We start from the raw sequence: 25,871 nt of genomic DNA, 5'->3' as shown, positions 1-25,871 counted from the left end.
ACTGCTGTCCGGGTGTCTGTCGAACGGGTCCGCCGCCCGGCGGGTCACGACGGGACGCCGTCGAGGAGGTGCTCGACCTCCGCCGGTGTCGGCATCGCGGACGAGCAGGCGAGGCGGGCGGCGACGTGTGCGCCGGCCGCGTTGGCGTACCGGACGGTCCGCTCCAGTTCCCAGCCGGACAGCAGGCCGTGGCACAGCGCGCCGCCGAACGCGTCGCCCGCGCCGAGACCGTTGACCACCTCGACCGGGACCGGGGGGATCTCGGCCGTGGTGCCGTCGCGGTGCGCGGCGAGGACGCCCTTGGGGCCCTGCTTGACGACGGCCAGTTCCACGCCCGCGGCCAGCAGTGCCTCGGCGCAGGCCCGGGGCTCGCGGACCCCGGTGGCGATCTCGCACTCGTCGAGGTTGCCGACCGCGACGGTCGCGTGCCGCAGGGCCTCGGCGTAGTAGGGCCGGGCCTCCTCCGGCTCGTGCCGGGCCGTGCCGTTCCACAGCGCCGGACGCCAGTCGAGGTCGAAGACCGTGGTCCCCGTCCTGTCGCGGCACTTGAGGGCGGCCAGCGTCGCCGACCGGCTCGGCTCCTCGCTCAGACCGGTGCCCGTGATCCAGAAGATCCGGGCCGCGCGGATGGCGAAGTAGTCGAGCTCGTCGGTGTGTATCTCCAGGTCGGGGGCCTTGGGGCGGCGGTAGAAGTACACCGGGAAATCGTCAGGGGGGAAGAGCTCGCAGAAGGCGACCGGCGTCGGAGCGGAGTCCACCGGCGTCACCCAGCGGTCGTCGACGCCGAGCTCGGTGAGGGTCTGGTGGAGATAGGTGCCGAAAGGGTCGTCACCGGTACGGGTGATGACCGCGGCGGAGCGGCCGAGGCGGGCTGCGGCGACCGCGACATTGGCGGCCGAACCCCCGAGGAACTTCCCGAAGGACCTGACCTGGGCCAGTGGCACCCCCGCCTGCAGCGGGTAGAGATCAACTCCGATTCGGCCCATACTGATCACGTCGAACTGCTGAACCGGTTCGGTCATGCGCGACGCTCCTCGATCCGACCTGGGGACGTGCGGGCCCGAAGGGCCTGCTGCAACCCCAGGTGTAGGACTCGGAGGGCAACACTGTCAATAGTTTGTACTTACATTCGGACCTGCTCGTGAAATGATGTCTTAACAAAGTATTGACAGCGGACGCGCTCGGGGATTGGATTCCGTCCCAACGCAGTTGCGTGATGTCGCGGCCCCCGACCCGGAACCCCCGGTCCCGGGCCCTGGATCCCACCCCCTTTCCCGACGTTCTCCCCCGTCGCACAGTGAGGTGCAAGGAAAGATGGACCGCTCTTCTCTCTCCCGCTCGCGGAGATTCGCTCCCGCCGTAGCCCTGGCCGCGGCCGCGGCACTGACGCTCGCAGGCTGCTCAAGCAGCTCCGGCGGCAAGAAGTCCGAGGAGAGCTCGGACGGCGCCTCCGCGGGCAAGGCCACCACGCCCCGGATGACGATCGCGCTCGTGACCCACCAGTCGCCCGGCGACACCTTCTGGGACATCGTCCGCAAGGGCGCCGAGGCCGCCGCCGCCAAGGACAACGTCAAGCTGGTCTACTCGGCCGACCCGAGCGCGGGCGGCCAGGCCAACCTGGTGCAGAACGCCATCGACCAGAAGGTCGACGGCATCGCGATCACCCTCGCCAAGCCGGACGCCCTCAAGGACGTGGTGGCCAAGGCGAAGGCGGCGAACATACCCGTCGTCGGCCTCAACTCCGGTGTCAGCGACTGGCAGAAGCTCGGCCTGATGGAGTTCTTCGGCCAGGACGAGACCGTGGCCGGTGAGGCGCTCGGCAAGCGGCTGAACGAGGAGGGTGCCAAGAGTGCCGTCTGTGTCATCCAGGAGCAGGGCAACATCGGCCTCACCCAGCGCTGCGACGGTGTGAAGAAGACCTTCTCCGGCAAGTTCCAGACGCTGAACGTCAACGGCGCCGACATGCCGTCGGTGAAGTCGACGATCACCGCCAAGCTCACGCAGGACAAGTCCATCGACTACGTCGTCGCCCTCGGCGCGCCCATCGCGCTGACCGCGGCGCAGGCGACGTCCGACGCGAGCAGCAAGGCGAAGATCGCCACCTTCGACCTCAACAAGGACCTGACGGGCGCCATCAGCAAGGGCACCATCGCGTTCGCCGTCGACCAGCAGCCCTACCTCCAGGGCTACCTGGCGATCGACTCGCTGTGGCTCTACAAGAGCAACGGCAACTACATGGGCGGTGGCGAGCAGCCGGTCCTGACCGGCCCGGCCTTCGTCGACAAGTCCAACGTCGACGCGGTGGCCAAGTACGCCGCGAAGGGCACCAGGTGATGGGTATGACCCAGCACGCCGAGCCGGCGGTGAGCTCACCGCCGGCCCCCGGCCCGGGCACGGTGAAGGACGGGCGGACCGCTGAACGGCCCCTGGCGCTGCGCCTGTTGGCCCGCCCCGATGTGGGTGTCTTCCTGGGCGCCATGGCGGTGTGGGTGTTCTTCCTGATCGCCGCGCCGCCGGTCCGCGAGGGCCACTCGATGGCGACGATCCTGTACCAGTCGTCGACGATCGGGATCATGGCCCTGCCGGTCGCGCTGCTGATGATCGGCGGGGAGTTCGACCTGTCGTCCGGCGTCGCGGTCATCACCTCGGCCCTGACGGCCAGCATGACCGCCTTCCAGCTCACCATGAACGTGTGGGTGGGCGTCCTCGCCGCCCTGATCGTGTCGCTGGCGGTGGGCCTGTTCAACGGCTGGATGGTGGTCAAGACCGGCCTGCCCAGCTTCCTGGTCACCCTCGGCAGCTTCCTCATCCTGCAGGGCGCCAACCTCGCCGTCACCAAGCTCGTCACCGACAACGTCGCCACCGACGACATCAGCAACATGGACGGCTTCGGGCAGGCCAAGAAGGTCTTCGCGTCGTCCTTCGACGTGGCCGGCGTCCAGATCAAGATCACGATCGTGTACTGGCTGGTGTTCGCCGCGATCGCCACCTGGGTGCTGCTGCGCACCCGCTACGGCAACTGGGTCTTCGCGGTCGGCGGCAACAAGGACTCCGCCCGTGCGGTGGGTGTACCGGTGACGTTCACGAAGATCTCGCTGTTCATGCTGGTCGGCCTCGGCGCCTGGTTCGTCGGCATGCACAACCTGTTCTCCTTCAACACCGTGCAGTCCGGCGAGGGCGTCGGCCAGGAGCTGATCTACATCTCCGCGGCCGTGATCGGCGGCTGTCTGCTGACCGGCGGCGCCGGCTCCGCGATCGGCCCGGTGTTCGGGGCGTTCATGTTCGGCATGGTCCAGCAGGGCATCGTCTTCGCCAACTGGAACCCGGACTGGTTCAAGGCCTTCCTCGGCGTGATGCTGCTGGGCGCCGTCCTGATCAATCTGTGGGTCAGCCGCACCGCGACCCGGAGGTAACCCCGCTATGACCACTGAAGAAACCGGCACCCACGGCGCCATCCTCGCCGACACCCCCGACACCGACACCGGCGACGGGGTGATCGTCGAACTGCGCAACGCAGGCAAGTCCTACGGCAACATCCGTGCCCTGCACGGGGTCAGCCTGAAGGTGCATCCCGGCCAGGTCACCTGCGTGCTCGGTGACAACGGCGCCGGCAAGTCCACCCTCATCAAGATCATCTCGGGACTGCACCAGCACACCGAGGGCGAGTTCCTCGTCGACCACACCCCGGTGCGCTTCTCCACCCCGCGTGAGGCGCTGGACAAGGGCATCGCCACCGTCTACCAGGACCTCGCAGTGGTCCCGCTGATGCCGGTGTGGCGCAACTTCTTCCTCGGCTCCGAGATGACCAAGGGCCCCTGGCCCGTGCGCCGTCTCGACATCGAGGCGATGAAGAAGACCGCCGACCACGAACTGCGGGAGATGGGCATCGTCCTGGACGACCTGGACCAGCCCATCGGCACCCTCTCCGGGGGCCAGCGCCAGTGCGTGGCCATCGCCCGCGCCGTCTACTTCGGCGCCCGCGTCCTCATCCTCGACGAGCCCACCGCGGCCCTCGGTGTCAAGCAGTCCGGCGTCGTCCTCAAGTACGTGGCCGCCGCCCGCGACCGCGGCCTCGGGGTCATCTTCATCACCCACAACCCGCACCACGCCTACATGGTCGGCGACCACTTCAGCGTGCTGCGCCTGGGCACCATGGAACTGTCCGCCTCCCGTGAGCAGATCACCCTGGAAGAACTCACCAACCACATGGCGGGCGGCGCCGAACTCGCTGCCCTCAAGCACGAGTTGTCCCAGGTCCGAGGTGTCGACACCGAGGCCCTCCCGGAGGCGGCGGACCTCGCCGTCCCCGTGGCCGGCGGCGAGGGGAAGTCCTGACATGGCGGCCTCCCTCGACCGCATCCGTGTCGGTTCGGCCCCCGACTCGTGGGGCGTCTGGTTTCCGGACGACCCGCAGCAGGTGCCCTGGGAACGCTTCCTGGACGAGGTCGCCGAGGCGGGCTACTCCTGGATCGAGCTGGGTCCGTACGGCTATCTGCCGACCGACCCGGCCCGGCTCACCGACGAGATCGCCAGGCGTGACCTCAAGGTCTCGGCGGGCACCGTCTTCACCGGTCTGCACCGCGGCCCCTCGGTCTGGGAGGCCACCTGGGAGCACGTCAGCCAGGTCGCGGCGCTCACCCAGGCCATGGGTGCGGAGCATCTCGTCGTCATCCCGTCCTTCTGGCGCGACGACAAGACCGCCGAGATCCTGGAGCCGGCGGAGCTGACCCACGAGCAGTGGGCCCACCTGACCAAGGGCATGGAACGGCTCGGCCACGAGGTGAAGGAGGCGTACGGCCTGGACATCGTCGTCCACCCGCACGCCGACACCCACCTCGACACCGAGGACCACGTCGAGCACTTCCTCGACTCGACGGACTCCGACCTCGTCAACCTCTGCCTGGACACGGGCCATTACGCCTACTGCGGCGGCGACAGCGTCAAGCTCATCGAGACCTACGGCGAACGCATCGGCTATCTGCACCTCAAGCAGGTCGACCCGGAGATCCTCGCGGACGTCGTCAAGAACGGGGTCCCCTTCGGCCCGGCCGTGCAGCGCGGAGTGATGTGCGAACCGCCCTCCGGCGTACCCGAGTTGGAGCCGGTCCTGGTCGCGGCACAGCAGCTCGGCGTGGAGCTGTTCGCCATCGTCGAGCAGGACATGTACCCCTGCGAGCCGGACAAGCCGCTCCCCATCGCGGTGCGCACCCGAAAGTTCCTGAGGTCCTGCGGCGCCTGAAGGGACGACCATGACCGAGCGAGGCACCCTGCGCGTCGCCGTCATCGGCACCGGCAAGATGGGCGCCGACCACGTCCGCCGCATCCACGAGGTCGTCAGCGGAGCCCGGGTGAGCGCCGTCGTGGACGTCGACGCGGAGCGCGCCGAACGCATCGCGGCCCGCGTCGACGGCTGCACCGCCTACACCGACCCGGCCTCCGCGATGGCGGCGGCCGACGTCGACGCCGTCCTGATCGCCTCACCCGGCCCCGCCCACGAGGCGGCGCTGATCCAGGCCTTCGAGCACGATCTGCCGGTGCTGTGCGAGAAGCCGCTCACCCCCGACGCGGCCTCCGCGCTGCGGGTCCTGGAGGCCGAGCGGCGACTCGGGCGCCGGCGCGTCCAGGTGGGCTTCATGCGGCGCTACGACGCCGAGTACATGAAGCTCAAAGCCCTGCTGGACACCGGCCAGTTGGGGCGGCCGCTCATGCTGCACAACCGGCACCGCAACGCCGCGAGCCCGTCCTTCTTCACCAGCTCCATGCTGATCAGCGACTCCGTGGCCCACGAGACCGACGTGACCCGCTGGCTCCTCGGACACGAGATCACCGCGGTCACGGTACTGCGCCCGACCCCGTCGGCGAACGCCCCCGACGACCTCCAGGACCCGCAGTTCGTCGTCTTCGAGACCGACGGCGGCGCCCTCTCCGACGTGGAGATCTTCGTCAACTGCGGCTTCGGCTACCAGGTCCGGGCCGAGGCCGTCTGTGAACGCGGCACCGCCCGCATCGGCGACGGCCACGCCATGGTCACCGACATGGCGGGGCGATGGGGCGGCACCATCGCCCAGGACTTCGTCGAACGCTTCGCCGACGCCTACGACCGCGAGGTCCAGGCCTGGGTCGACGCCACCCGCCGGGGCGAGGTCACCGGCCCGAGCGTCTGGGACGGCTACGCCGCGGCCGCCGTGTGCGAGGCGGGCGTGCGCTCGCTGACCGAGGGCGGCCGGGTGCCGGTGGAACTGGTGGAGCGGCCCGCGCTGTACGGCTGACCCCGGCCCGCGCGGGGGGAGTTCGGCGAAGTTCCCCCATGCTCGCTACGTACCCCGTGAATCGCGGCCCCGGCGGGACCCGCTGTGCGACCATGACGCGGCTGTCCTCGGCGGGGCGGCGAGGGGGTGCGTATGGGGCTCGTAGGGATACTGCTGCCGTTGCCGCGCGCGGCGGCCAGGCTGGCGCCGGAGAAGGCCGGAGGGCTGCTCGGCGCCGGTCTGCTGCACAGTGTGACGCCCGGCCGGGTGGCGCTGTGGCCGCCGTCGCCCACCCGGAGACTGGCCTGGGCCGAGGAAGCCGTCGCGGTGTACGGCTCACTGGCCGACGGGGCCGACGGGCTCCGCCGCGCCCAGGCCCTGCGCGCCTACGCGCTGCTGCTCAACGACCGCCAGGACGAGGCCTGCGCGGCGGCCGACGCCGCACTGTCCTCGCCGGACGCGCCCCGGTCACCGGCACTGACCGCGTTCGCCGTACACCTGCGGGCGCAGGCACTCACGGACGCGGGACGGATCGAGGAGGCCGAGGCGGCGGCCCGGGAGGCCGTGGAGCTGTACCGCGCCCACCCCGTCCCGGGGCGCGGGGAGCGGTCCTTCGGCACCCTGTCCGGCGCGCTGCGGACGTACGGGCTGGTGCTCGCCGCGGCCGGCCGTGCGGAGGAGTCCGTGGCCGTGTACGAGGAGTGCGCCGCGCTCCTCGCCGCCATGTCGCTCAGGGAATCGGCGCGCGTCGCGCTGGTGCGGCCACGGGTCCTGGCCGAACTGGTCGGCGGGCTCACCCGGTTGGAGCGGTACGAGGACGCGCTGGGCGTGGGCCCCGAGGCCAGGGAGGCCGCGCGGGGCGCCGTCGCCTGGACCGTGCCCGCGATCGTCCTGCCGCTGCGGGTACGGCTCCTGATCGACCTCGCCCGCTGTCACAGCGCCACCGGCGACCCGGCGGAGGCCCGAGCCCGCGCCGGGGAGGCGGTGGCCGAGGCCCGCAAGCCGCACGGCACGAGTGTGCTGCCGTCGGCTCTGGACTGCCTCGCCGACGTGCTCGGTGAACTCGGGCAGACCGAGAAGGAGTTGAGCACCCGGCGCGAACTGGCGGAACTGCGCGACGCCTGAGGCGTGTTGGGGTAGCCCCGCCTGCCCGGCGGGCGGACGGGCCCACGTTCGGAGCACGCCCTCGGCGGTGTCACCGCACCGCCTCCGAACGCGGCCGCGGCTCGAACCCGGCCGCCCGGTAGGCGGCGTCGATCAGCGTCATCGTCGTCAGCGCGTCGTCCGCGTCCAGCGGCAGCGGCGTACCCCCGCGCACCCGGTCCGCGAACGCCTCCAGCTGGTAGGTGTACGACGACCGGGTGCCGAGCCGCTCGGTGCGCTCGCCGTCGGCCGTGCGCACCACGACCCGGTCGTCGCGCTGCGGCAGCACGAAGTTCGGCGCGAGCACCTCGCCCAGGGAACCGACGATCCGGCAGCTCATCTCCAGCCGGTCGTACGCCATGTGGCAGCGCGCGGACCCGGTCGCGCCGCCGGGGAAGGCCAGGTCGGCGTCCAGCCACTCGTCGACCCCCGGCGCCGCCGCCCTCCCCCAGACTCCGTCCGGGGGGACCCCCATCTCGCTTCGCTCCCCGCCGCGCGCGGCCACCAGCTGCGGTGCGCCGCCCGCCCACGGCGCCAGCATGCGCAGCGCGTGCAGGCTGTAGCAGCCGAGGTCCATCACCGCGCCACCGGCCAGTGGCAGCGACCAGCGCGGGTCGGTGTCCGGGGGCGCGGGGATCGCCACCAGGGCCTCGGCGTGCCGCAGTTCGCCGATCTCACCGCTCCCGAGGATCTCGTGCAGCCGCCGGGTGAGCGGGTGGAACAGGTAGTGGAAGGCCTCCATGAAGACCGTCCCGGCCTTCGCGGCCGCCTCCCGCACCTCCACGGCCTCCTCGGCGTTGCTCGCCGACGGCTTCTCCGACAGGACGTGCTTGCCGGCGGCGAGCGCCGCGAGATTCCACGGCCCGTGCAGGCCGTTGGCGAGCGGGTTGTAGACGACCTCGACCTCGGGGTCGGCGATCAGTTCGGCGTACGACCCCGCCACCCGCTCCACACCGTGCCCGGCCGCGTAGGCCTCGGCGCGGGACCGGTCGCGCGCGGCCACCGCGACGACCCGGTGGCCGAGCGCCCGGGCCGGGCCGATCAGCGAGCTCTCGCTGATCCGCGCGGCTCCCAGCACTCCGATGCGCAGCGGTTCGCTCATGTCGGGGGTTCCTCCTCGTTGGTGCGGGACGGTGACCGTGAACGGGCGCCGGGAGCGGAGCGTTCACACACCTGTGCCCCGGGGCCTTGTGCACCCGGGACACAGGGGAGGGGTCAGGCGGAGCGGACCTCGGCGATCGTCACCGGGCGGTGCTCGTGCAGCGACAGCGTGCACGCCTCGGCGATCCAGCCCGCCTCCAGGGCGTCCGAGATCGTGCACGGCGAGGGCCGGGTGCCGGCCACGACCTCGGTGAACGCGGTGAGTTCGGCGCGGTAGGCGGCCGTGAAGCGGTCCATGAAGAAGTCGTGCGGGGTGCCCGCGGGGAAGGTCACACCGGGCTCGACCGAGCGCAGCGGCAGCTTGTCCTCCAGGCCGACCGCGATGGAGTCCGTGAAGCCGTGGATCTCCATGCGGACGTCGTAACCCCGGGCGTTGTGACGGGAGTTGGAGATCACCGCGATCGTGCCGTCGTCGAGAGTGAGGAGCGCGCCGGTGGTGTCGGCGTCGCCCGCGTCCTTGATGTAGTCGGCGCCCCGGTTGCCGCCGACGGCGTACACCTCGACGACCTCGCGGCCGGTCACCCAGCGGATGATGTCGAAGTCGTGGACCGAGCAGTCCCGGAAGATGCCCCCGGAGGCGGCGACGTACGCGGCCGGCGGCGGGGCCGGGTCCAGCGTCGTCGAGCGCACGGTGTGCAGCTTGCCCAGCTCACCGCTCTGCACGGCGGCCCGGGCGTTGACGAAACCGGTGTCGAAGCGGCGGTTGTAGCCGATCTGGATCGGCACGTCACTGCCCTCGACGGCCCTGAGGACCTCGACGCCCTCGCTCATGTGCTTGGCGACGGGCTTCTCGCAGAAGACGGGGATGCCGGCCTCGACGCCCGCCAGGATCAGCCCCGGGTGGGCGTCCGTCGCCGCCGCGATCACGATGCCGTCCACGCCGGCGGCCAGCAGGGCCTCGGGCGAGTCCACGACCTCGCCGCCGAACCGCTCGGCGGCGGACTTGGCGGCCTCCGCGAAGGGGTCGGTGAGGACGAGCGACTCGACGGCGTCGAGTCCGGAGAGGGTCTCGGCGTGGAAGGCGCCGATGCGGCCGAGGCCGAGGATTCCGATGCGCATGGGGGTGCAGCTCCTAGAAAGCGGTACGTGCGAGCGGTTTTTTCGAGGGAAACGCAGAGAGCGGAGAGCGGGGAAGGGGGAGGTCAGTCGAGGCCGCCGAGGACGTTCTGGTCCCAGTCGATCACCGATCCGGTCACCACGCCCGACCGGTCGGACAGCAGGAGGACCACGAAGTCGGCGATCTCGTCCGGCTGGCCGAGCTTGCCCATCGGGAGCCGGGCGGCGGCCTCGTCGAGCCAGTCGTCACCGGCGCCGTGGAAGGCCTTCTGGGTGGCGTCCTCGCCCTCGGTCGCCGTCCAGCCGATGTTGAGGCCGTTGATCCGGACCCGGTCCCAGCGGTGCGCGTGCGCGGCGTTGCGGGTGAGGCCGATCAGACCGGCCTTCGCGGCGACGTAGGGAGCGAGGAACGGCTGCCCGCCGTGCGCCGAGGACGTGATGATGTTGACGACCGTGCCGGGTGCCCCCCGGCCGACCATGTCCGCGACCGCCGCCTGCATGGCGAAGAACGGCGCCTTCAGGTTGATCGCGATGTGCTGGTCGAACAGCTCGGGCGTGGTGTCGAGGAGCGTGCCCCGGGAGGTGAGCCCGGCGGAGTTCACCAGGCAGTCGACCCGGCCGTACGCCTCGACGACCCGCGTGACGGACGCCTTGGCCTGCTCGGCGTCGGCGAGGTCGGCGCGGACGAACATCGCCTTGCCGCCGGCCGCCGCCAGCTCCGCCACCAGCGCCTCACCGGGCTCCGGCCGGCGCCCGGTGACGGCCACGACCGCCCCCTCACGGACGGCGGCCCGCGCGATGGCGGCACCGACGCCCTGGCTGCCGCCGTTGACGAGGACGACCTTGTCGTCGAGAAGTCCCATGAATGTGCCAGTCCCTTTCGGATGTCGTACCGACCTGCCGCCCGTGGCGGGTCAGCTGATGCGCCGGTCGGCACCTGCCCGCAGCGCGTCCCGCAGCACTCGCGCGATCCAGCCCTCGGCGAGCGCCCGTCGTACGAGGTCCGCCTGGGAGGGCGGGGCCAGGCCGTCGACCGGTGGGTCGCTGTCGAGGTTGGTGGGGAAGGGGTAGCCCTCGGCGCTCGCGGCGATCACGTTGTCGAGCCACTCCGCGTCGGCACCCTCCGCCTTGCGCCGCAGCAGCACGGGGTAGACGGCGTTCGACACCGCCTCCCGGTCCACGGTCTCCATGGCCCGCCCGAACGCCGAGGACACCTGGAGCAGGTTGACCATGCGCCGTACGTCCGTGGTGCGGTTGGTCCCGGCCGCGTGGAACAGCGCCGGGTTGAAGAACACGGCGTCGCCCTTCGCGAGCGGCAGCTGGACGTGGTGCTCCTTGAAGTACGCCTGGAACTCCGGCCGCCGCCACGCCAGGTAACCGGGCTCGAACCGCTGCGAGAACGGCAGGTACAGCGTGGGCCCCGACTCGACCGGCATGTCGCAGTGCGCGACGGCGCCCTGGAGCGTCAGCACGGGGGAGAGGCGGTGCACATGCGCCGGATAGGCCGCGGCGACCTCGTCGGAGAGGAAACCGAGGTGGTAGTCGCGGTGCACGGTCTGGGCGAGGCCGCCCGGGTTGACCACGTTGACCTGCGAGGTGACCTGGTAGCCCGGGCCGAGCCAGGCCTCGCAGACCAGGGCGACGACGGGGTTGGCGTAGTAGTCGGCGAACGCCGAGGGGTCGTAGAGGGCCGCCTTCTCCAGCGCGTTCCACACCCGCTCGTTGGCTCCGGGCTTCGCGAAGTGGTCGCCCGCGGTCGTGCCCGCCGCATACTGCTCGCGGATCAGTGAGTCGAAGACCTCGGTGAACCGGTCGACGACCGCGTGATCGGCGAACGCCCCTTGGAGGACCACGACCCCGGGGCCGTCGGTCAGGGCCCGCACCAGTTCCTCCTGCACGTCCCGGCGGTCCTTGGCGCCGAGGACACGCTCGGCGTCGTACAGCAGGACGTTCCGCTCCGCACCGGCGGCGTGCGGGTAGTCGGCGGGGTCGGCGGTCCGCTCGACGAGCGTGCGGAAGGAGTCGAGGTCGCAGTCCTGCTCGGACAGCCAGGCGCGGTGGTGTACGGCGGTGAAGGACATCGGCGTCCTCTCGGTGACAGGGGCGACTCAGCGCTGTCATTCTTGTCATGACAAACGCGTCGAACAACCAGCAGGCGGCCATCAAAAACCCCTCAAGGAGCAGACTCGTGGGACACCCGTTCCCGATCCGGGAAATCGCACGACAGGCGGGGCTGAGCGAGGCCACCGTCGACCGGGTCCTGAACGACAGGGGCGGCGTCCGGGCGAGTACGGCCCGCGAGGTCCAGCAGGCGATCACAGACCTGGACCGGCAGCGCACCCAGGTCCGGCTGGTCGGCCGCACCTTCATGATCGACATAGTGATGCAGACGCCGGAACGCTTCTCCACGGCCGTGCGCGCCGCTCTGGAGGCCGAGCTGCCCGCCCTGCACCCCGCCGTCGTGCGCTCCCGCTTCCACTTCCGCGAGACGGGCCCGGTGGCGGAACTGGCGAAGACCCTCGACCGGATAGCGCGGCGCGGCTCGCAGGGCGTGATCCTCAAGGCCCCGGACGTCCCCGAGGTCACCGCGGCCGTCGGCCGGCTCGCCGAGGCGGGCATCCCCGTGGTCACGCTGGTCACCGACCTGCCCTCCACCGCCCGCCTCGCCTACGTCGGCATCGACAACCGGGCGGCGGGAGCGACCGCCGCCTACCTCATGGGCCAGTGGCTCGGCGACCGCCCCGGCAACGTCCTCACCAGCCTGAGCAGCGGCTTCTTCCGCAACGAGGAGGAGCGCGAGATGGGTTTCCGCAGCGGCATGCGCACCCGGCACCCGGATCGCAGCGTCGTCGAGATCGCCGAGGGACAGGGCCTGGACGCCACGCAGTACGACCTCGTGCGGGCCGCCCTGGAGCGGGACCCGGAGATCCGCGCGGTGTACTCGATCGGCGGCGGCAACATCGCCACCCTGCGGGCCTTCGAGGACCTGGGCCGGGAGTGCGCGGTGTTCGTGGCCCACGACCTGGACCACGACAACGACCGCCTGCTGCGGGAACACCGGCTGTCCGCCGTGCTCCACCACGACCTGCGGCAGGACATGCGGGAGGCGTGTCAGATCGTGATGCGGGCGCACGGGGCGTTGCCGCCCGCGGGGGTGACGGCACCTTCGGCGATACAGGTCGTCACGCCGTACAACATGCCGTACTAGGTACCGGGGCGGCCTTCTTCCCGCGGGCACCCGGCGATCGCCCGCTTCTCGGCTTCCCGTACGGCACCGGATTTCCGGCGCGCAGGTCGGCGGGCGCGGGCGGGGCGGTCACGAGCGCCCCGGCGCTCCGGGCCCGAACGCCGATTCCGGGGTCGTCGCCGCGCGTCACTCCACCCCGGGGACCGTCACACCGACACCTCCACCCACGAACGGCTCTCCGCGGACCGGGACATGGCGTCCAGTACGGCGGCGCTGTGCACGGCGTCCTGCAACGTGGCCCCGTACGACGTGTCCTCGGCGATCGACCGCAGGAAGCGGTACGCCTCCACGACCTTCAGGTCGTCGTAGCCCATGGCGTTGGCCGCGCCCGGCTGGAAGGCGCCGAACTCCCCGTCTCCCGGGCCGACATACGTGGTGCTGACCGGCTGGTCCTGGTACGTCGTCCCGCGGCTGACACCCAGCTCGCCCATGCGGCGGAAGTCCCAGAACACCGCGCCCTTCGTGCCGTGCACCTCGAAGCCGTAGTTGTTCTGCTCGCCGACCGAGACCCGGCAGGCCTCCAGGACTCCCCGGGCGCCGGAGGCGAAGCGCAGCAGACAGTTGACGTAGTCCTCGTTCTCGACCGGCCCGAGCTCTCCGGTCGCGAGGGTGTGCCCGGCGGTGGCGCCGGTGGGGCGGGCGCGCTCCGGCAGGAAGATCGCGGTGTCGGCCGTCAGCGAGACGATGTCGCCGAGCAGGAAACGGGCCAGGTCGGCGCCGTGCGACGCGAGGTCGCCGAGCACTCCGCTGCCGCCGCGCTCCCGCTCGTAACGCCAGGTCAGGGCACCTTGCGGGTGGGCCGCGTAGTCGCTGAACAGCCGGACGCGGACATGCGTGACCGTCCCGATCTCCCCGGCGGCGATCAGCTCACGGGCGGCCTCGACGGCGGGCGCGTTGCGGTAGTTGAAACCGACCGCGCTCCGCACCCCCATGGTGGCTGCCGCGTCGGCCACCGCCCGGGCGTCCGCGGCGGTCAGGCCCACCGGCTTCTCGATCCAGATGTGCTTGCCCGCCTCGGCCATCGCGACACCGATCTCGCGGTGCAGGAAGTTCGGGGCGGTGATGCTGACGGCCTGCACGCGCGGGTCGGTGACGACCTCACGCCAGTCGCGGGTCGTGGAGGCGAACCCGAACTGCGCCGCGGCCTCCTCGGCCCGTCCCGGGACGTCCTCGGCGACGGTCACGAGCCGCGGACGCAGGGCGAGCCCGGGGTAGTGGTGCGGGACACGGGCGTAGGCCTGGCTGTGCACCCGCCCCATCCAGCCGAATCCGACGACGGCGACGCCCAGCGTGTCCACCATGACTGACAGCCCCTCTTTGGACCGGTCCATATTCTGTCCAGGTCACCTTGGGTGCCGTCTCCGCAAGCTGTCAACCCTTTGACAAGCCGCACCGGGCCATGGAACGGTCCATGCTCATGAGACCGCCGACGATCCGCGATGTGGCCGACCGGGCCGGTGTCTCGAAGTCACTCGTCTCGCTCGTCCTGAGGGGTTCCGACCAGGTGCGCCCGGAGAAGCGGGAGGCCGTGCTGCGGGCCGTGCGCGAGCTCGGCTACCGCCCGAACGCCGCCGCCCGCAGCCTCAGCGAGCAGCGCACCCGCACGGTCGGCGTCCTCCTGAACGACCTGCGCAACCCCTGGTTCGTCGACCTGCTCGACGGCCTGAACTCCCTGCTCCACGACAACGGCCTGCGCATGCTCCTGGCCGACGCCCGCCTCAACCGCCGTACCGGACAGGACCCGGCCGGTCCCTTCCTGGACCTCGGCGTGGACGGCCTGGTCGTGGTCGGCACCCTGCCCGACCCCGCCGCGCTCGGGCCGGTCGCCGAGCGCCTCCCCGTGGTGGTGGCGGGCGCACGCGAGCCGCACCTGCCGGGCGTGGACGTCGTCGCCAACGACGACGAGCGCGGCGCCCGCCTGGTCACCGAGCACCTGATCGGCCTCGGTCACCGGCGCATCGCGCACATCGCCGGCTACGGCGCGGTCGGCGAGCTGCGCCGGCGCAGCTTCGAGGCGGCCATGCGGGCGCACGGCCTCGCGGGGGAGGCGGTCGTCGAGGCGAGCGACATGACCGAGGAGGGCGGCTACCGCACCACGGTCCGGCTGCTGAGCCGCCCCGACCGGCCGACCGCCGTCTTCGCCTTCAACGACATCGCCGCCATCGGCGCGCTGTCGGCCGCCGAGGAACTGGGCCTGGCCGTCCCGCGCGACCTGTCCGTCGTCGGCTACGACAACACGAGCATCGCCCGGCTGCGCCACGTCTGGCTCACCACCGTGGACAACGCCAGCCACGAGGTCGGCCGCCGCGCGGCACGCTGTCTGCTGGACCGGTTCGAGGGGCGCGGCGGAGCGGGCCGTACGGATCTCGCCGCCCCGGCGCTCGAGATCCGGGGGACGACGGCGAGCCCGCTCACAGATTGATCGCGTACGCCTTCCGCAGTGTCTCGTGCACCGTCCAGGTCGTCCGGTCGCCCTCCCGCAGCACGGCCATGTCGCCGGGCCCCACCCGCAACGTGGGGCCGCCGTCGACCTCGATGGTCGCCGAACCGCTGATCACGACGAACAGCTCGTCCGCCTCCGTGTCGGTGACGACCCCGGGGGTGATCTGCCAGATGCCGCGGATCTGGCGGCCGTCCTCCGACTCCCAGACCACCTTCCCGGTCACCTCGGGAGTCCCGGAGACGATCTGCTCCCGGGCGAGGGGCTCCGAATCGAGCTCGGCGTCGGGGATGTGGAGTACGAAGCTGTGGTCCATGAAGCGACCCTAGCCGGGCCGTTCCCGACCCGGCCGTCGACAGTGTGCGCAGTGTCGGCGCAGGTGGCAGGACACTTCGTCGTGGACTGGCGGCGTGCCTCGCCCCAGGTGATCGTGGAGGGCATGGCGGACACCGAGTGTGCCGCGGCCCGGCCGCACCTGCACGACACCCGTGAGGCCGTCCTCTTCGGCGGCGTCTACGGCTCGGTCCTGGCCTGCTCCATGGTCGCGGCCCTCACCCAGTACGGGCACACCTCCCGGGACAGCCGCAGCTACGACGCCCTCTGGCTGCTGGTGACCGCCCTCGCCTCCGCCCTCGCGCACGGCTACGCCCACTACATCGCCGAGCGCGCCCCGCACCGCCGCTGGGACGCCCTGCGCGTCCTCGCCGACGAGTGGCCCCTGGTCGCCGCGGTCCTGCCGACGGTTCTCCTGCTGGCCGGCGCCGGCTGGGGCTGGTGGCCGGCGAACGGCGTCGAGTACGCGGCCTTCGTCCTCAACATCACCCTCCTGTTCACCCTCGGCCTGGTCACGGCCCGCTGGTCGCACCGGCCGTGGGCCGTCGCGGTGACCATCGGGGTGGTGGACGCGATGCTGGGAGTGGTGGTCGTGGTGGCGAACGCCCTGATCAAGTAGGCGTACGGAGCCGGAGTCGTGCATGCCGGACGGCCGCCACCCCGAAGAAGGGTGACGGCCGTCCGGCCCGGGCCTACGCCTTGGCGGTGACGTCCGAGGGCTCCACCGGACCGTCGGCCGGAGCGTCCTGCGCCGCCCGCCGCTGACGCGGAATGAAGGTCGCGGCGAGGAAGGCGAGCAGTGCGGCCCCGGCACCGATGGCCATGACGACCTTGAAGCCGTTCTCCGAGGGCAGCGCGACCCCGCCGAAGTCGGTGGTCATCTGGGCCAGGATCACGCCGGCGAGAGCGCTGGCGAAGGAGGTGCCCAGTGACCGCATCAGGGTGTTGAGGCTGTTGGCGGCACCCGTCTGGGTGGGGTCCACGGCACTCATGATCAGGGCGGGCAGCGCGCCGTAGGTGAAGCCGATGCCGGCGCCGATGATGCAGGAGACCAGGACGAGGTGCCAGACCTCGGACATCAGGACGATGTTGAGGCCGTAGCCGGCGGCGACGATCAGGGCGCCGATCATCAGGGTGACCTTGGGGCCCTTGGCCTTGGTGACGCCCGCGGAGACGGCGGACATGGCCATCATGACCAGGCCCTGCGGGGCCAGCACCAGACCGACGGTCAGCATCGACCTGCCCAGGCCGTAGCCGGTCTGCGAGGGCAGCTGGAGCAGCTGCGGGAGCACCAGGGACATCGCGAACATCGAGAACCCGAGGGCCACCGAGGCGAGGTTGGTGAACAGCACCTGCGGCTTCGCGGTCGTACGGAGGTCGACCAGCGGCTGCGTGCTGCGCAGCTCCCACCGGCCCCAGCTGAGGAAGATCACGACCGCGGCGATGCCGAGACCCAGCGTGGAGGCGCTGGTCCAGCCCCAGTCACCGCCCTTGGAGACGGCCAGGAGCAGGGAGACGAGACCGGCCGACAGGCCCATGGCGCCGACCAGGTCGAAACGGCCTCCGGCGCGCACCTTCGACTCGGGGACGACCAGCAGTACGAGGGCGAAGGCGACGGCGCCGAGGCACGCGGAGACCCAGAACAGGATGTGCCAGTCCCACTTGTCGGCGATGAACGCGGCGGCGGGCAGTCCCACCGCACCGCCGACCCCTAGCGAGGCGCTCATCAGCGCGGTGGACCCGGCGAGCCGGTCGGCCGGCAGCGCGTCCCGCATGATGCTGATGCCGAGCGGTACCACCGCGGCGGCGAGGCCCTGCAGGGCACGTCCGATGATCATCGGGACGAGGGAGTCGGCGAGGCCGCAGACCACCGAACCGGACACCAGCAGCACGATGCTGAGCAGCAGCATCCGGCGCTTGCCGAACATGTCGCCGAGCCGTCCGACGACCGGGGTGGCCACGGACGCGGCGAGCAGGGTGGCGGTGACCGCCCAGGCGGTGTCGGAGGCCTCGGCGTTCAGGAGCTTGGGGAGCTCGGGGACGATCGGGATGATCAGGGTCTGCATCAGCGAGACGACGATTCCGGCCAGGGCCAGCACCGCCACCACGGCGTTCGGCTTCGGCGGGGAGAACGACCCCGCTTCGGCGGGTCGGGCAAGGGCGTCGGACATGGCTGGGGCCTCCGTCGGGACAAAGGAGTTGCTTGACTTACTCAAGTGAATCGTAATTGATTGAGTTAAGCAAGTTCAATCTGCTGTGGTCTGGGCGACACGGCTCAGACGGCCGGTTCCGCCACGCGGTACGGCAGTTCGACGACCACCTCGAAACCGCCCTGCGGACGGTGCCCCGTCCGGATCCGGCCGCCTGCCGAACGGACCCGCTCGGTCATGCCGATCAGGCCGTAACCGCCGCCGGGGGAGGGGGAGTCGGCGTACGCGGTGCCACCGTCGGTGACGGACATGAGCAGGCTGTCGGCGCGGTGGACGAGCCGTACCTCCGCCGTGTCGACGGCCGCGTGCTTGGTGACGTTGGTGAGGGCTTCCTGGACGACGCGGTACGCCGTGAGGTCGGCACCGGCGGACAGGGGTCTCGCCGTTCCCTCGGTGATCAGGGTGACCGTGAGCCCGGTAGGGCGGAAGGAGGCGGCGAGTTCCGGCAGCCGGGCGAGTCCCGGGGTGGGCTCCGGTGTTCCGTCGCTGTCGGTCGCGTGATCGGTGTCATGCCGCAGCAGGCCCACGGTGGCCTTGAGCTCGCGCAGCGCCGACGAGGTGGTGCCGGCCAGCTCGGCGGCGATCCTCCCGGCGTCGCCGGGCCGTGCGGGCAGCAGGCGGCCGACCGCGGCGGCCTGCATGTTGGCCAGCAGGAGGTGGTGGGCGACCACGTCGTGCAGATCACGGGCGATCCGCATCCGCTCGGCGGTGACCCGGTGCCGGGCCTCCTCCTCCCGGGTGCGCTCCGCGTGCTCGGCCCGGGCCTGCACGGCTTCCAGGTAGGCGCCGCGAAGCCTGGTCGTGGTGCCGAGGGCGATGGGCAGCAGCAGCCAGGCGGCGGGCCCGAGCAGCTTGAGGATCAGGGGTTCGTCACCGGGACCGGCCGGCACGGCCGCCGAGATCAGGCAGACGATGCCCGCGAGCGCGAAGGTGTTGGCGGTCCTGCGGTCCGTGCGCAGGGCCAGACCGTAGAGAGCGGTCATGAGCGGACCGAGCAGCAGAACGGTGACGATGTAGCCCAGCGCGGACACGACCGTCGCGCAGACGATGGCCACGGCCGTGGTGACACGAGGCCGGCGCCGGCGCCACAGCAGCGCCGTGCACGCGACCCCGGTCAGCAGCACCCCGGGCCACCAGCTGACCACGGGGTCGTCGCCCGGCAGGGTGACGAGGCTCCCGGGAAGGGAGCAGACCAGGAGGGCGAGGGGCAGGGCCGTGTCGCAGCGGCCCGGACGCTCGCGGGGAAGAGCCCGCGGGTTGTCGATCATGGGGTGGGGGTCCCTGTTCACTCCGGTGCGTCCACTGCCGCGCGCTCGCGCGCCTGGAAGGGGCGCGGGGAACCGTGCCACCAGCCACACGAAGCCGCGGACGCCGGAAGACGCATCGTGGCACTGTCTGCGGCGTACCTACGCCTGGTCGCCGTCGAAGGTCACGACGACCTTCTCCGCGGCCCCGGGCGTCAGCGCCAGCTCGAACGCCCGCCCCACCTCACCGAACGGCACCCGGTGGCTGATCAGCTTCGAGAACCGCTCCCTGTGCTCCACGAGTTCCGCGGTGACCTCGAAGATCTCGGTCGGATACCCCTGCGAGGCGATGAGCGTGAGCTCGCTGCGCAGCATGCCGCCGAGGTCGACCTCCCCCTTCTTCTGTACGGCGACCATGACCAGCTTCGCGTGCCACTTGGCGTTGGCGATCACGGAGTTGAAGACCGCGGGCGCCCCCGCCGCGTCGAGGTAGATGTCCGTGCCGACCCGCGGCTGCCCCAGGGCGTTGACGGCCGCCCCGTGCAGCTCCGTCAGCCGGGCCGTGAGGTCCTCCGTGGCGGAGTTGACGACCGCGTCGGCGCCGACCGCCAGCGCGGTCTCCAGCCGCTCGGGGATGATGTCGACCACGGTCACGTGCTCCACGCCCCGCAGCTTCAGCCAGATCGCGGCGCCCAGACCGATGGGCCCGGCGCCGAACACGACCACCTTGTCCGAGGGCTTCGCCCCGGAGCGGTTTACGGCGTGCCGGGCGACCGCCATGGGTTCGTTGAGGGAGGCGACGTCGAAGGGCATGTCGTCCGGGAAGACGGCGACGCTCGTGCCGACCTCTGCGTTCTCGATGAGCACGTACTCGTCCATGCCGCCGATGTCGCCGCCGCAGCCGATGATGCCCGAGGGCACGCCCTGCGGGTTGACGACGACGCGGTCGCCGACCTTCAGACCCTGCACCTCGGCGCCCAGCGCGACGACCTCGCCGGCCGGCTCGTGGCCGAGCGGGATGGCCCGCATCGATCCGTCCGCGCCGGCGGGCATGCCGCCCATATGGAGGAAGAAGGTGTCCGTACCGCAGATCCCGCAGGCCCGGATCCGCACGAGGGCGTCCTTGGGGCCGGGTGCGGGCTGCTCGACGTCCACCACGTCGACCTTGTCCTTCGCGGTGCGGACGGACTTCATCGTGGCCATGGGGTGTCTCACTTTCCGGAGTACTGAGAGGCGGTGCTGAGGAGTTGTGCCACCGGGCCCGGGCGGCGGACAGGGGGGAGTGGTCCGCCTCCGGGCCCGGCGACCGCGCCTTTCCCCTGTCCCCACAGGTTGGGCGCGAGGGCCCGCGTCCGCTCAACGCGGGCCCCGTCCGTGTCGCCTTGCTTGACTTAGGCAAGCACGTGCGAGTTACTTAAGTCAAGCAATCATCTGGATATTGCTTAAGTTAGGCAACTACGCCGAGGGGGCGCCATGCCCGCACAGGATCCCGCGTCGGCAGTAGCCGTGTCGGCGAACGTGGTCGAGATCGAGCACGTCCTCAGCCGGATGACCTATCTGGCCGGGAGGGCCCGGCAGCACGAGCGGCTGATGGCGGCGGCCGGCCTGGACCTGGACCGGGCCGCGGTGGCCATCCTGCGCAACATCGCCGCGAGCGATCCGGTACGGCCCGGGGTGCTGGCGGTCCGGCTCTCCGTGGAGGCCTCCCACGTCACCCGCCAACTCGGGCAGTTGGAGCGGAGCGGGTACGTCGTGCGGATCGCGGACCCGGACGACCGCCGGGCCCAGCGCGTGCAGCTCACGGACGCGGGCCTGGCCGCGGTGGAGCGCATACGGGAGGTGAGCCGTCAGGGAGTGGAACTGGCCCTCGCGGACTGGGCGCCCGAGGAGCTGGAGCACCTCGCCGTGCTCTTCCGCCGGATGGTCCACGACTTCCTCGCCCACACCGAGACCCCGCTCGACCTCCCGGCCCGGACGCCCACCACGAGCCCCGCCTGACCGGTCCCGCCATGCACGTGAACGACGCGGGTGCGCCCCGGTCGCCGCTCCGCGGCAGCGGACAGTTCGTCTTGGTCGCCGGCGCGACGGACACCGGTCTCGAGGGCGTGGCCTGCCTGGCGTGACACCGGTTCCACCCGGGCCGACCGAGAAGATCCGGCGCTGATCCACGCCCGCGGCGGCTCCGGCTGCCGGGTCGGCCACGGGGCGCCCGGGTCGTACGCCCGCCCTATGCGTCACAGGTCCCGCGGCTCGCTGCTCGCGTCCCGCGGCCTCGCGGTGAGGACGCTGACCCGTGTGCCGCCGTGGTCGGCGCGGTCGCCGTCGTCCCGCCCGTTCCGCCTGTGGAGGCGAGCCGTGTGGGCGATACGGCAGACAAAATTGTTGACAATCTTGTTTGGCTAGATTTAGGTTCGACAGGCACTCACTCAGGGAGGGCAACGATGCCGAAAGAAGCCCGTCCGAGCACCGGAGAGCAGGCCAAGCAGCATGCGTTCGCGCAGCTGCGGCAGGCGATCCTGCACGGCGAGATGGCACCGGCGCAGCGGCTGGTGGAGAACGAGCTCGCCGAGCAGTTCGGGGTGACACGGGCCAGCATCCGGGCCGCGCTCATCGATCTGGAGGCCCAGGGCCTCGTCGAGCGGATCCGCAACCGGGGTTCCCGGGTGCGGGTGGTGACCGTCGAGGAGGCGGTCGCCATCACCGAGTGCCGCATGGTCCTCGAAGGACTGTGCGCGGCCAAGGCGGCGACCCTGGCCAGCGACGAGCAGCTCGCCGAGCTGACCGAGCTGGGCACGGCGATGACCAAGGCCGTGGCAGACGGCGAGCCGGTGACCTACTCCGAGCTCAACCAGGAGCTGCACGCCACGGTGCGGGAGTTCTCCGGTCAGCAGACCGCAGTGGATCTGCTGGAGCGGCTGAACGCCCAACTGGTGCGGCACCGATTCCAGTTGGCGCTGCGGCCGGGACGCCCGCAGCACTCCCTGAACGAGCATCTGGCGATGATCGAGACGATCAGGTCCAGGGACCCGCAGGCGGCCGAGAAGGCCGTCCGCGCCCACCTCGCCAGCGTGATCGAGGCGCTGCGCGACTGAGCCGCGCGAGGCGGGCGCACATCTGTCGACGCCAAGGAGATCCGAGTGATGACGCAGTCAGGCGCGCCCGCCGACCCACGTTCGACCCTTGTCATCACCGCGCACGCCGGGGACTTCGTGTGGCGTGCCGGCGGTGCCATCGCCCTGTCCGCCGCCCGCGGTGAGAAGGTCACCATCGCCTGTCTGACCTTCGGCGAGCGCGGGGAGTCCGCCAAGGCCTGGCGCGAGGGCAGGACACTCGACGAGATCAAGGCGATGCGCCGGGACGAGGCCGAGCATGCCGCCGCCACCCTGGGCGCCGAGGTCCGCTTCTTCGACGCCGGCGACTACCCGCTGGTCGCGACCGCCGAACTGACCGACAGACTCGTCGAGGTCTACCGGGCCACCCAGCCCGACGTCGTGCTCACCCACCCGGTCGAGGACCCGTACAACGGTGACCACCCGGCCGCCAACCGTATGGCCCTGGAGGCCCGTGTGCTGGCGCAGGCCATCGGTTATCCGGGCGAGGGCGAGATCATCGGCGCCCCGCCGGTCTTCTACTTCGAGCCCCACCAGCCCGAGATGAGCGGCTTCAAGCCCGAGGTCCTCCTCGACATCACCGAGGTCTGGGACATCAAGCGCAAGGCCATGGAGTGCCTCGGCGCCCAGCAGCACCTGTGGGACTACTACACCGACCTCGCCGTGCGCCGGGGCGTCCAGCTCAAGCGCAACGCGGGCCCGAACCTGGGCCTGGCCCACAAGACCATGGCCGAGGCGTACATGCGCCCCTACCCGCAGATCGCGAAGGAGCTGGCGTGAGCGAGCTGAGGTGCAGCGGAGGCTGGGGGTCCGCGGAGCGAAGCGGAGCTCCGCAGAAGGAGGAAGCATGAGGAGCGGCGTCATCGTCACCAACCCGCCGAAGGCGCAGCTGAAGGACGTCGACGCGCTGGCGCGGTACGGCGTGGCCACCGTCAGCGAGGCGATGGGCCGAACGGGCCTGCTGGGCCCGGACGTCCGCCCCGTCCAGCAGGGCGTACGGGTCGCCGGGACCGCCGTCACCGTGATCGGCTGGCCCGGCGACAACCTCATGATCCACGCGGCCGTCGAGCAGTGCGGCGAGGGCGACATCCTGGTCGTCACCACCACCTCGCCGTGCACGGACGGCCTGTTCGGCGAGCTGTTCGCCACCGCCCTGAAGCAGCGCGGGGTGCGCGGTGTCGTCACCAGCACCGGTATCCGCGACACCCAGGAGCTGCGCGACATGGGCTTCGCCGCCTGGTCCCGCGCGGTCTCCGCGCAGGGCACGGTCAAGGCCACGGGCGGCTCGGTCAACGTGCCGATCGCCATCGACGGCCAGGTGATCAACCCCGGTGACGTGATCCTCGCCGACGACGACGGCGTCGTGGTCGTCCCGCGTGCCAGGGCCCGGGAGGCGGTGGAGAGGTCCGAGGCCCGAGAAGCCAAGGAGGCCGCCACCCGCGCCGCCTTCGTCGGGGGCCAACTCGGCCTGGACCGCTACGGATTGCGGGACACTCTGAAGCGGCTCGAAGTGGAGTACCGGACGTACGAGGAGTACGAGGGAGAGCGGCCGTGACCCCGCTGCCCGAGGAGGTGCCCTGTCTGCTGATGCGGGGCGGCACCTCCAAGGGTGCCTACTTCCTCGCCGCCGACCTGCCCGCCGAACCCGCCCTGCGCGACGACCTGTTGCTGCGGATCATGGGCAGCCCGGACGAGCGGCAGATCGACGGACTGGGCGGTGCGCACCCGCTCACCAGCAAGGTCGCCGTGATCTCGGCGTCCGCCGATCCCGCGGCCGACGTCGACTACCTCTTCCTCCAAGTCGCGGTCGATCGGGCTGAGGTGAGTGACCGTCAGAACTGCGGGAACATCCTCGCCGGTGTCGGTCCGTTCGCCGTCGAACGCGGACTCGTCCCGGCGGGGGAGCAGGAGACCTCCGTCCGGATCCGCATGGTCAACTCCGGCGACCACGCCACGGCGACCTTCCCCACGCCCGGCGGCCGGGTGGACTACACGGGGGAGGCCGGGATCTCGGGCGTGCCGGGCACGGCCGCACCCGTGGTCATCGAGTTCCCGCCGGGCGCGGGGGAGTTGCTGCCCACCGGAAACGCCGTCGACGTCATCGACGGCGTCGAGGTGACCTGCGTGAACAACGGCATGCCGACCGTCCTCATGGCGGCCACCGCGCTCGAGGTCACCGGCTACGAGCCGCCCCGGGACCTGGAGGAGGACGTGGCCCTGGCGGACCGCCTGCGCACCATCCGTCTGGAGGCGGGCCGCCTGATGGGCCTCGGCGACGTGTCCGACGCCACCGTCCCCAAGCTCACGCTGCTCGCCCCGCCCCGCGACGGGGGTGCGGTCACCACCCGCACCTTCATCCCGGTGCGCTGCCACACCTCCATCGGCGTCCTGGGCGCGGCCGGCGTTGCCGCGGGCCTTCGGATCGACGGCGGCGTGGGCGCCCGGCTCGCGGTGCTCGATCCCGGGAGCGACCGCATCCGCATCGAACATCCCACCGGGTTCCTGGACATCGAAAGCAGCCTCGGGACCATTTCCGACGGTCTGCCCCGCGCTCGCCGGACCGCCGTGGTCCGTACGGCCCGAAAGATCTTCGACGGCACCGTCTTCCCCAGGGCCGTCGTCCCCCTCACAGGAGGTCGCTGATGACTCCGCCGCTCGGCGACATCGCCCATATCGGTCACACCCAGCTCTTCACCCCGGACCTGGACGCCAGCGTCGCGTTCTTCACCGACTATCTGGGCCTCACCGTCAACGGCCAGGACGGCGACACCGTCTATCTGCGCACCTACGACGACTACGAGCACCACAGCCTGGTCCTCACCGCCCGCGAGCAGCCCGGCCTCGGCCGGCTCGCCCTGCGCACCTCCAGCGAGGAGGCCCTGCACCGCCGTATCAGGGCGAACGAGGACGCGGGCGGCACCGGCACCTGGGCCGAGGACGAACCCGGCCTCGGCAAGCTCTACGTCACCCGCGACCCGGACGGCCACGAGCACGCCCTGTACTGGGAGAGCGAGTACTACCGCTGTCCCGACGCGCTGCGGCCCGCGCTGAAGAACCAGCCGCAGGCCAAGCCCAACAGGGGGGTCGGCGTACGGCGGTTGGACCACGTCAACTTCCTCGCCGCCGACGTGCTCGCCAACGCCGAGTTCCAGCAGAACATCCTCGGCGCCCGGCCCACCGAGCAGATCCGGCTGGACAGCGGGAAGATCGCGGCGCGCTGGCTGACGTACACGAACAAGTCCTACGACGTCGTCTACACCTCGGACTGGACCGGCAGCGAGGGCCGGCTGCACCACATCGCCTTCGCGACCGACACCCGTGAGGACATCCTGCGGGCGGCCGATCTCGCCATCGACACGGGCGTGTTCATCGAGACGGGCCCGCACAAGCACGCCATCCAGCAGACGTTCTTCCTCTACGTCTACGAACCCGGCGGCAACCGGATCGAGTTGTGCAACCCGCTCACCCGGCTGGTCCTCGCGCCCGACTGGCCGCTCGTCACCTGGACCGAACAAGAGCGCAAGAAGGGGCAGGCCTGGGGGCTGCAGACCATCGCGTCCTTCCACACGCACGGGACGCCACCGGTGGCTTGAGCTGCGCTTTCGCGAGCCATACCTGGATTGTCGATGAGATTGTTGACAAAAGCGTTGACACCTCGGGGTTGGTTCCTTAGCGTCTG

At 71.3% G+C, this 25,871-nt stretch carries 25 protein-coding genes; 15 read left to right on the top strand and 10 right to left on the bottom strand.

What is annotated here, in order from left to right; genetic code table 11:
• Nucleotides 1-44: 44 nt before the first annotated feature.
• The gene (gene iolC / locus ACZ48Z_RS11025; protein ID WP_468735513.1) at nucleotides 45-1,022 is read right to left on the bottom strand and encodes a 5-dehydro-2-deoxygluconokinase; all 978 of its coding nucleotides are present in this window, start codon (nucleotides 1,020-1,022) and stop codon (nucleotides 45-47) included.
• Between the two features lie 292 nt (nucleotides 1,023-1,314).
• Here iolC and ACZ48Z_RS11020 point away from each other — a divergent pair, with 292 nt between their 5' ends.
• The 6 genes from ACZ48Z_RS11020 (at nucleotide 1,315) to ACZ48Z_RS10995 (ending at nucleotide 7,373) form a co-directional block, all read left to right on the top strand.
• Nucleotides 1,315-2,334 carry a sugar ABC transporter substrate-binding protein gene (locus ACZ48Z_RS11020; protein WP_468735512.1) on the top strand — a complete coding sequence of 340 codons (1,020 nt, stop codon included), beginning with the start codon at nucleotides 1,315-1,317 and terminating at the stop codon, nucleotides 2,332-2,334.
• Entirely contained in the window at nucleotides 2,334-3,413 is a 1,080-nt protein-coding gene (locus ACZ48Z_RS11015) for an ABC transporter permease (protein ID WP_468735511.1), read from the top strand. The genes ACZ48Z_RS11020 and ACZ48Z_RS11015 overlap by 1 nt, the downstream gene beginning before the upstream one ends.
• A 7-nt stretch (nucleotides 3,414-3,420) precedes the next feature.
• Nucleotides 3,421-4,335: an ATP-binding cassette domain-containing protein gene (locus tag ACZ48Z_RS11010; RefSeq protein WP_468735510.1), complete on the top strand. Its 915-nt coding sequence runs from the start codon at nucleotides 3,421-3,423 to the stop codon at nucleotides 4,333-4,335.
• A gap of 1 nt (nucleotide 4,336) precedes the next feature.
• Nucleotides 4,337-5,239 (top strand): sugar phosphate isomerase/epimerase family protein, encoded by a 903-nt coding sequence (locus ACZ48Z_RS11005; protein WP_468735509.1) that lies wholly within the window; start codon nucleotides 4,337-4,339, stop codon nucleotides 5,237-5,239.
• Between the two features lie 10 nt (nucleotides 5,240-5,249).
• Complete coding sequence (locus ACZ48Z_RS11000) at nucleotides 5,250-6,269, top strand: Gfo/Idh/MocA family protein (protein ID WP_468735508.1); 1,020 nt, start codon at nucleotides 5,250-5,252, stop codon at nucleotides 6,267-6,269.
• A gap of 132 nt (nucleotides 6,270-6,401) precedes the next feature.
• A complete protein-coding gene (locus tag ACZ48Z_RS10995) occupies nucleotides 6,402-7,373 on the top strand; it encodes a hypothetical protein (protein ID WP_468735507.1) in 972 nt (323 codons plus the stop codon).
• Between the two features lie 70 nt (nucleotides 7,374-7,443).
• Here ACZ48Z_RS10995 and ACZ48Z_RS10990 read toward each other — a convergent pair whose 3' ends face one another.
• The 4 genes from ACZ48Z_RS10990 to ACZ48Z_RS10975 form a co-directional block, all read right to left on the bottom strand.
• Nucleotides 7,444-8,493, bottom strand: coding sequence for a Gfo/Idh/MocA family protein (locus ACZ48Z_RS10990; RefSeq protein WP_468735506.1), 1,050 nt, complete (start codon nucleotides 8,491-8,493; stop codon nucleotides 7,444-7,446).
• A gap of 113 nt (nucleotides 8,494-8,606) precedes the next feature.
• A complete protein-coding gene (locus tag ACZ48Z_RS10985) occupies nucleotides 8,607-9,611 on the bottom strand; it encodes a Gfo/Idh/MocA family protein (RefSeq protein ID WP_468735505.1) in 1,005 nt (334 codons plus the stop codon).
• Nucleotides 9,612-9,694: 83 nt separating this feature from the next.
• Complete coding sequence (locus tag ACZ48Z_RS10980; protein WP_468735504.1) at nucleotides 9,695-10,471, bottom strand: SDR family oxidoreductase; 777 nt, start codon at nucleotides 10,469-10,471, stop codon at nucleotides 9,695-9,697.
• A 51-nt stretch (nucleotides 10,472-10,522) separates the two neighbouring features.
• Complete coding sequence (locus ACZ48Z_RS10975) at nucleotides 10,523-11,689, bottom strand: phytanoyl-CoA dioxygenase family protein (protein WP_468735503.1); 1,167 nt, start codon at nucleotides 11,687-11,689, stop codon at nucleotides 10,523-10,525.
• A 107-nt stretch (nucleotides 11,690-11,796) separates the two neighbouring features.
• Here ACZ48Z_RS10975 and ACZ48Z_RS10970 point away from each other — a divergent pair, with 107 nt between their 5' ends.
• Nucleotides 11,797-12,816, top strand: coding sequence for a LacI family DNA-binding transcriptional regulator (locus tag ACZ48Z_RS10970; protein WP_468735502.1), 1,020 nt, complete (start codon nucleotides 11,797-11,799; stop codon nucleotides 12,814-12,816).
• Between the two features lie 185 nt (nucleotides 12,817-13,001).
• On the opposite strand, the gene ACZ48Z_RS10965 is transcribed toward ACZ48Z_RS10970, so the two are convergent.
• Nucleotides 13,002-14,156 (bottom strand): Gfo/Idh/MocA family protein, encoded by a 1,155-nt coding sequence (locus ACZ48Z_RS10965; protein WP_468735501.1) that lies wholly within the window; start codon nucleotides 14,154-14,156, stop codon nucleotides 13,002-13,004.
• Nucleotides 14,157-14,272: 116 nt separating this feature from the next.
• Here ACZ48Z_RS10965 and ACZ48Z_RS10960 point away from each other — a divergent pair, with 116 nt between their 5' ends.
• Entirely contained in the window at nucleotides 14,273-15,277 is a 1,005-nt protein-coding gene (locus tag ACZ48Z_RS10960; RefSeq protein ID WP_468735648.1) for a LacI family DNA-binding transcriptional regulator, read from the top strand.
• Here ACZ48Z_RS10960 and ACZ48Z_RS10955 read toward each other — a convergent pair.
• A complete protein-coding gene (locus ACZ48Z_RS10955; RefSeq protein ID WP_468735500.1) occupies nucleotides 15,267-15,611 on the bottom strand; it encodes a cupin domain-containing protein in 345 nt (114 codons plus the stop codon). The two genes, ACZ48Z_RS10960 and ACZ48Z_RS10955, sit on opposite strands and share 11 nt — an antisense overlap.
• A gap of 123 nt (nucleotides 15,612-15,734) precedes the next feature.
• Here ACZ48Z_RS10955 and ACZ48Z_RS10950 point away from each other — a divergent pair, with 123 nt between their 5' ends.
• Complete coding sequence (locus ACZ48Z_RS10950; protein WP_468735647.1) at nucleotides 15,735-16,247, top strand: hypothetical protein; 513 nt, start codon at nucleotides 15,735-15,737, stop codon at nucleotides 16,245-16,247.
• Nucleotides 16,248-16,320: 73 nt separating this feature from the next.
• Here the strand turns inward: ACZ48Z_RS10950 and ACZ48Z_RS10945 are convergent, their stop codons facing one another.
• The 3 genes from ACZ48Z_RS10945 to ACZ48Z_RS10935 form a co-directional block, all read right to left on the bottom strand.
• Nucleotides 16,321-17,799 carry an MFS transporter gene (locus tag ACZ48Z_RS10945; RefSeq protein WP_468735499.1) on the bottom strand — a complete coding sequence of 493 codons (1,479 nt, stop codon included), beginning with the start codon at nucleotides 17,797-17,799 and terminating at the stop codon, nucleotides 16,321-16,323.
• A 104-nt stretch (nucleotides 17,800-17,903) separates the two neighbouring features.
• A complete protein-coding gene (locus ACZ48Z_RS10940) occupies nucleotides 17,904-19,106 on the bottom strand; it encodes a sensor histidine kinase (protein ID WP_468735498.1) in 1,203 nt (400 codons plus the stop codon).
• A 138-nt stretch (nucleotides 19,107-19,244) separates the two neighbouring features.
• Entirely contained in the window at nucleotides 19,245-20,285 is a 1,041-nt protein-coding gene (locus ACZ48Z_RS10935; RefSeq protein ID WP_468735497.1) for a zinc-dependent alcohol dehydrogenase, read from the bottom strand.
• A gap of 270 nt (nucleotides 20,286-20,555) precedes the next feature.
• Between ACZ48Z_RS10935 and ACZ48Z_RS10930 the strand changes: the two genes are divergently transcribed.
• The 6 genes from ACZ48Z_RS10930 (at nucleotide 20,556) to ACZ48Z_RS10905 (ending at nucleotide 25,785) form a co-directional block, all read left to right on the top strand.
• Nucleotides 20,556-21,080 (top strand): MarR family winged helix-turn-helix transcriptional regulator, encoded by a 525-nt coding sequence (locus ACZ48Z_RS10930; protein ID WP_468735496.1) that lies wholly within the window; start codon nucleotides 20,556-20,558, stop codon nucleotides 21,078-21,080.
• A 443-nt stretch (nucleotides 21,081-21,523) separates the two neighbouring features.
• Nucleotides 21,524-22,174, top strand: a complete 651-nt coding sequence (locus ACZ48Z_RS10925) for a GntR family transcriptional regulator (protein ID WP_468735495.1) — start codon at nucleotides 21,524-21,526, stop codon at nucleotides 22,172-22,174.
• 48 nt (nucleotides 22,175-22,222) lie between these two features.
• Entirely contained in the window at nucleotides 22,223-22,972 is a 750-nt protein-coding gene (locus ACZ48Z_RS10920) for a PIG-L deacetylase family protein (RefSeq protein ID WP_468735494.1), read from the top strand.
• A gap of 67 nt (nucleotides 22,973-23,039) precedes the next feature.
• On the top strand, nucleotides 23,040-23,747 hold the full coding sequence (locus tag ACZ48Z_RS10915; RefSeq protein ID WP_468735493.1) for a 4-carboxy-4-hydroxy-2-oxoadipate aldolase/oxaloacetate decarboxylase: 708 nt from the start codon (nucleotides 23,040-23,042) through the stop codon (nucleotides 23,745-23,747).
• Nucleotides 23,744-24,835 carry a 4-oxalomesaconate tautomerase gene (locus ACZ48Z_RS10910; protein ID WP_468735492.1) on the top strand — a complete coding sequence of 364 codons (1,092 nt, stop codon included), beginning with the start codon at nucleotides 23,744-23,746 and terminating at the stop codon, nucleotides 24,833-24,835. Before ACZ48Z_RS10915 ends, ACZ48Z_RS10910 begins: the two co-directional genes overlap by 4 nt.
• Complete coding sequence (locus ACZ48Z_RS10905; RefSeq protein ID WP_468735491.1) at nucleotides 24,835-25,785, top strand: VOC family protein; 951 nt, start codon at nucleotides 24,835-24,837, stop codon at nucleotides 25,783-25,785. The genes ACZ48Z_RS10910 and ACZ48Z_RS10905 overlap by 1 nt, the downstream gene beginning before the upstream one ends.
• The last annotated feature ends 86 nt before the right edge of the window (nucleotides 25,786-25,871 follow it).

The organism is Streptomyces sp. NPDC031225 (genome assembly GCF_055570355.1).
This window is presented reverse-complemented; position numbering and strand designations above follow the sequence as displayed.

What these genes read in the sequence shown, in the direction of transcription:
- iolC (WP_468735513.1), bottom strand. Translation starts at nt 1,022, where the DNA reads ATGACCGAACCGGTTCAGCAGTTCGACGTGATCAGTATGGGCCGAATC.
- ACZ48Z_RS11020 (WP_468735512.1), top strand. Translation starts at nt 1,315, where the DNA reads ATGGACCGCTCTTCTCTCTCCCGCTCGCGGAGATTCGCTCCCGCCGTA.
- ACZ48Z_RS11015 (WP_468735511.1), top strand. Translation starts at nt 2,334, where the DNA reads ATGGGTATGACCCAGCACGCCGAGCCGGCGGTGAGCTCACCGCCGGCC.
- ACZ48Z_RS11010 (WP_468735510.1), top strand. Translation starts at nt 3,421, where the DNA reads ATGACCACTGAAGAAACCGGCACCCACGGCGCCATCCTCGCCGACACC.
- ACZ48Z_RS11005 (WP_468735509.1), top strand. Translation starts at nt 4,337, where the DNA reads ATGGCGGCCTCCCTCGACCGCATCCGTGTCGGTTCGGCCCCCGACTCG.
- ACZ48Z_RS11000 (WP_468735508.1), top strand. Translation starts at nt 5,250, where the DNA reads ATGACCGAGCGAGGCACCCTGCGCGTCGCCGTCATCGGCACCGGCAAG.
- ACZ48Z_RS10995 (WP_468735507.1), top strand. Translation starts at nt 6,402, where the DNA reads ATGGGGCTCGTAGGGATACTGCTGCCGTTGCCGCGCGCGGCGGCCAGG.
- ACZ48Z_RS10990 (WP_468735506.1), bottom strand. Translation starts at nt 8,493, where the DNA reads ATGAGCGAACCGCTGCGCATCGGAGTGCTGGGAGCCGCGCGGATCAGC.
- ACZ48Z_RS10985 (WP_468735505.1), bottom strand. Translation starts at nt 9,611, where the DNA reads ATGCGCATCGGAATCCTCGGCCTCGGCCGCATCGGCGCCTTCCACGCC.
- ACZ48Z_RS10980 (WP_468735504.1), bottom strand. Translation starts at nt 10,471, where the DNA reads ATGGGACTTCTCGACGACAAGGTCGTCCTCGTCAACGGCGGCAGCCAG.
- ACZ48Z_RS10975 (WP_468735503.1), bottom strand. Translation starts at nt 11,689, where the DNA reads ATGTCCTTCACCGCCGTACACCACCGCGCCTGGCTGTCCGAGCAGGAC.
- ACZ48Z_RS10965 (WP_468735501.1), bottom strand. Translation starts at nt 14,156, where the DNA reads ATGGTGGACACGCTGGGCGTCGCCGTCGTCGGATTCGGCTGGATGGGG.
- ACZ48Z_RS10960 (WP_468735648.1), top strand. Translation starts at nt 14,273, where the DNA reads ATGAGACCGCCGACGATCCGCGATGTGGCCGACCGGGCCGGTGTCTCG.
- ACZ48Z_RS10955 (WP_468735500.1), bottom strand. Translation starts at nt 15,611, where the DNA reads ATGGACCACAGCTTCGTACTCCACATCCCCGACGCCGAGCTCGATTCG.
- ACZ48Z_RS10950 (WP_468735647.1), top strand. Translation starts at nt 15,735, where the DNA reads ATGGCGGACACCGAGTGTGCCGCGGCCCGGCCGCACCTGCACGACACC.
- ACZ48Z_RS10945 (WP_468735499.1), bottom strand. Translation starts at nt 17,799, where the DNA reads ATGTCCGACGCCCTTGCCCGACCCGCCGAAGCGGGGTCGTTCTCCCCG.
- ACZ48Z_RS10940 (WP_468735498.1), bottom strand. Translation starts at nt 19,106, where the DNA reads ATGATCGACAACCCGCGGGCTCTTCCCCGCGAGCGTCCGGGCCGCTGC.
- ACZ48Z_RS10935 (WP_468735497.1), bottom strand. Translation starts at nt 20,285, where the DNA reads ATGGCCACGATGAAGTCCGTCCGCACCGCGAAGGACAAGGTCGACGTG.
- ACZ48Z_RS10930 (WP_468735496.1), top strand. Translation starts at nt 20,556, where the DNA reads ATGCCCGCACAGGATCCCGCGTCGGCAGTAGCCGTGTCGGCGAACGTG.
- ACZ48Z_RS10925 (WP_468735495.1), top strand. Translation starts at nt 21,524, where the DNA reads ATGCCGAAAGAAGCCCGTCCGAGCACCGGAGAGCAGGCCAAGCAGCAT.
- ACZ48Z_RS10920 (WP_468735494.1), top strand. Translation starts at nt 22,223, where the DNA reads ATGACGCAGTCAGGCGCGCCCGCCGACCCACGTTCGACCCTTGTCATC.
- ACZ48Z_RS10915 (WP_468735493.1), top strand. Translation starts at nt 23,040, where the DNA reads ATGAGGAGCGGCGTCATCGTCACCAACCCGCCGAAGGCGCAGCTGAAG.
- ACZ48Z_RS10905 (WP_468735491.1), top strand. Translation starts at nt 24,835, where the DNA reads ATGACTCCGCCGCTCGGCGACATCGCCCATATCGGTCACACCCAGCTC.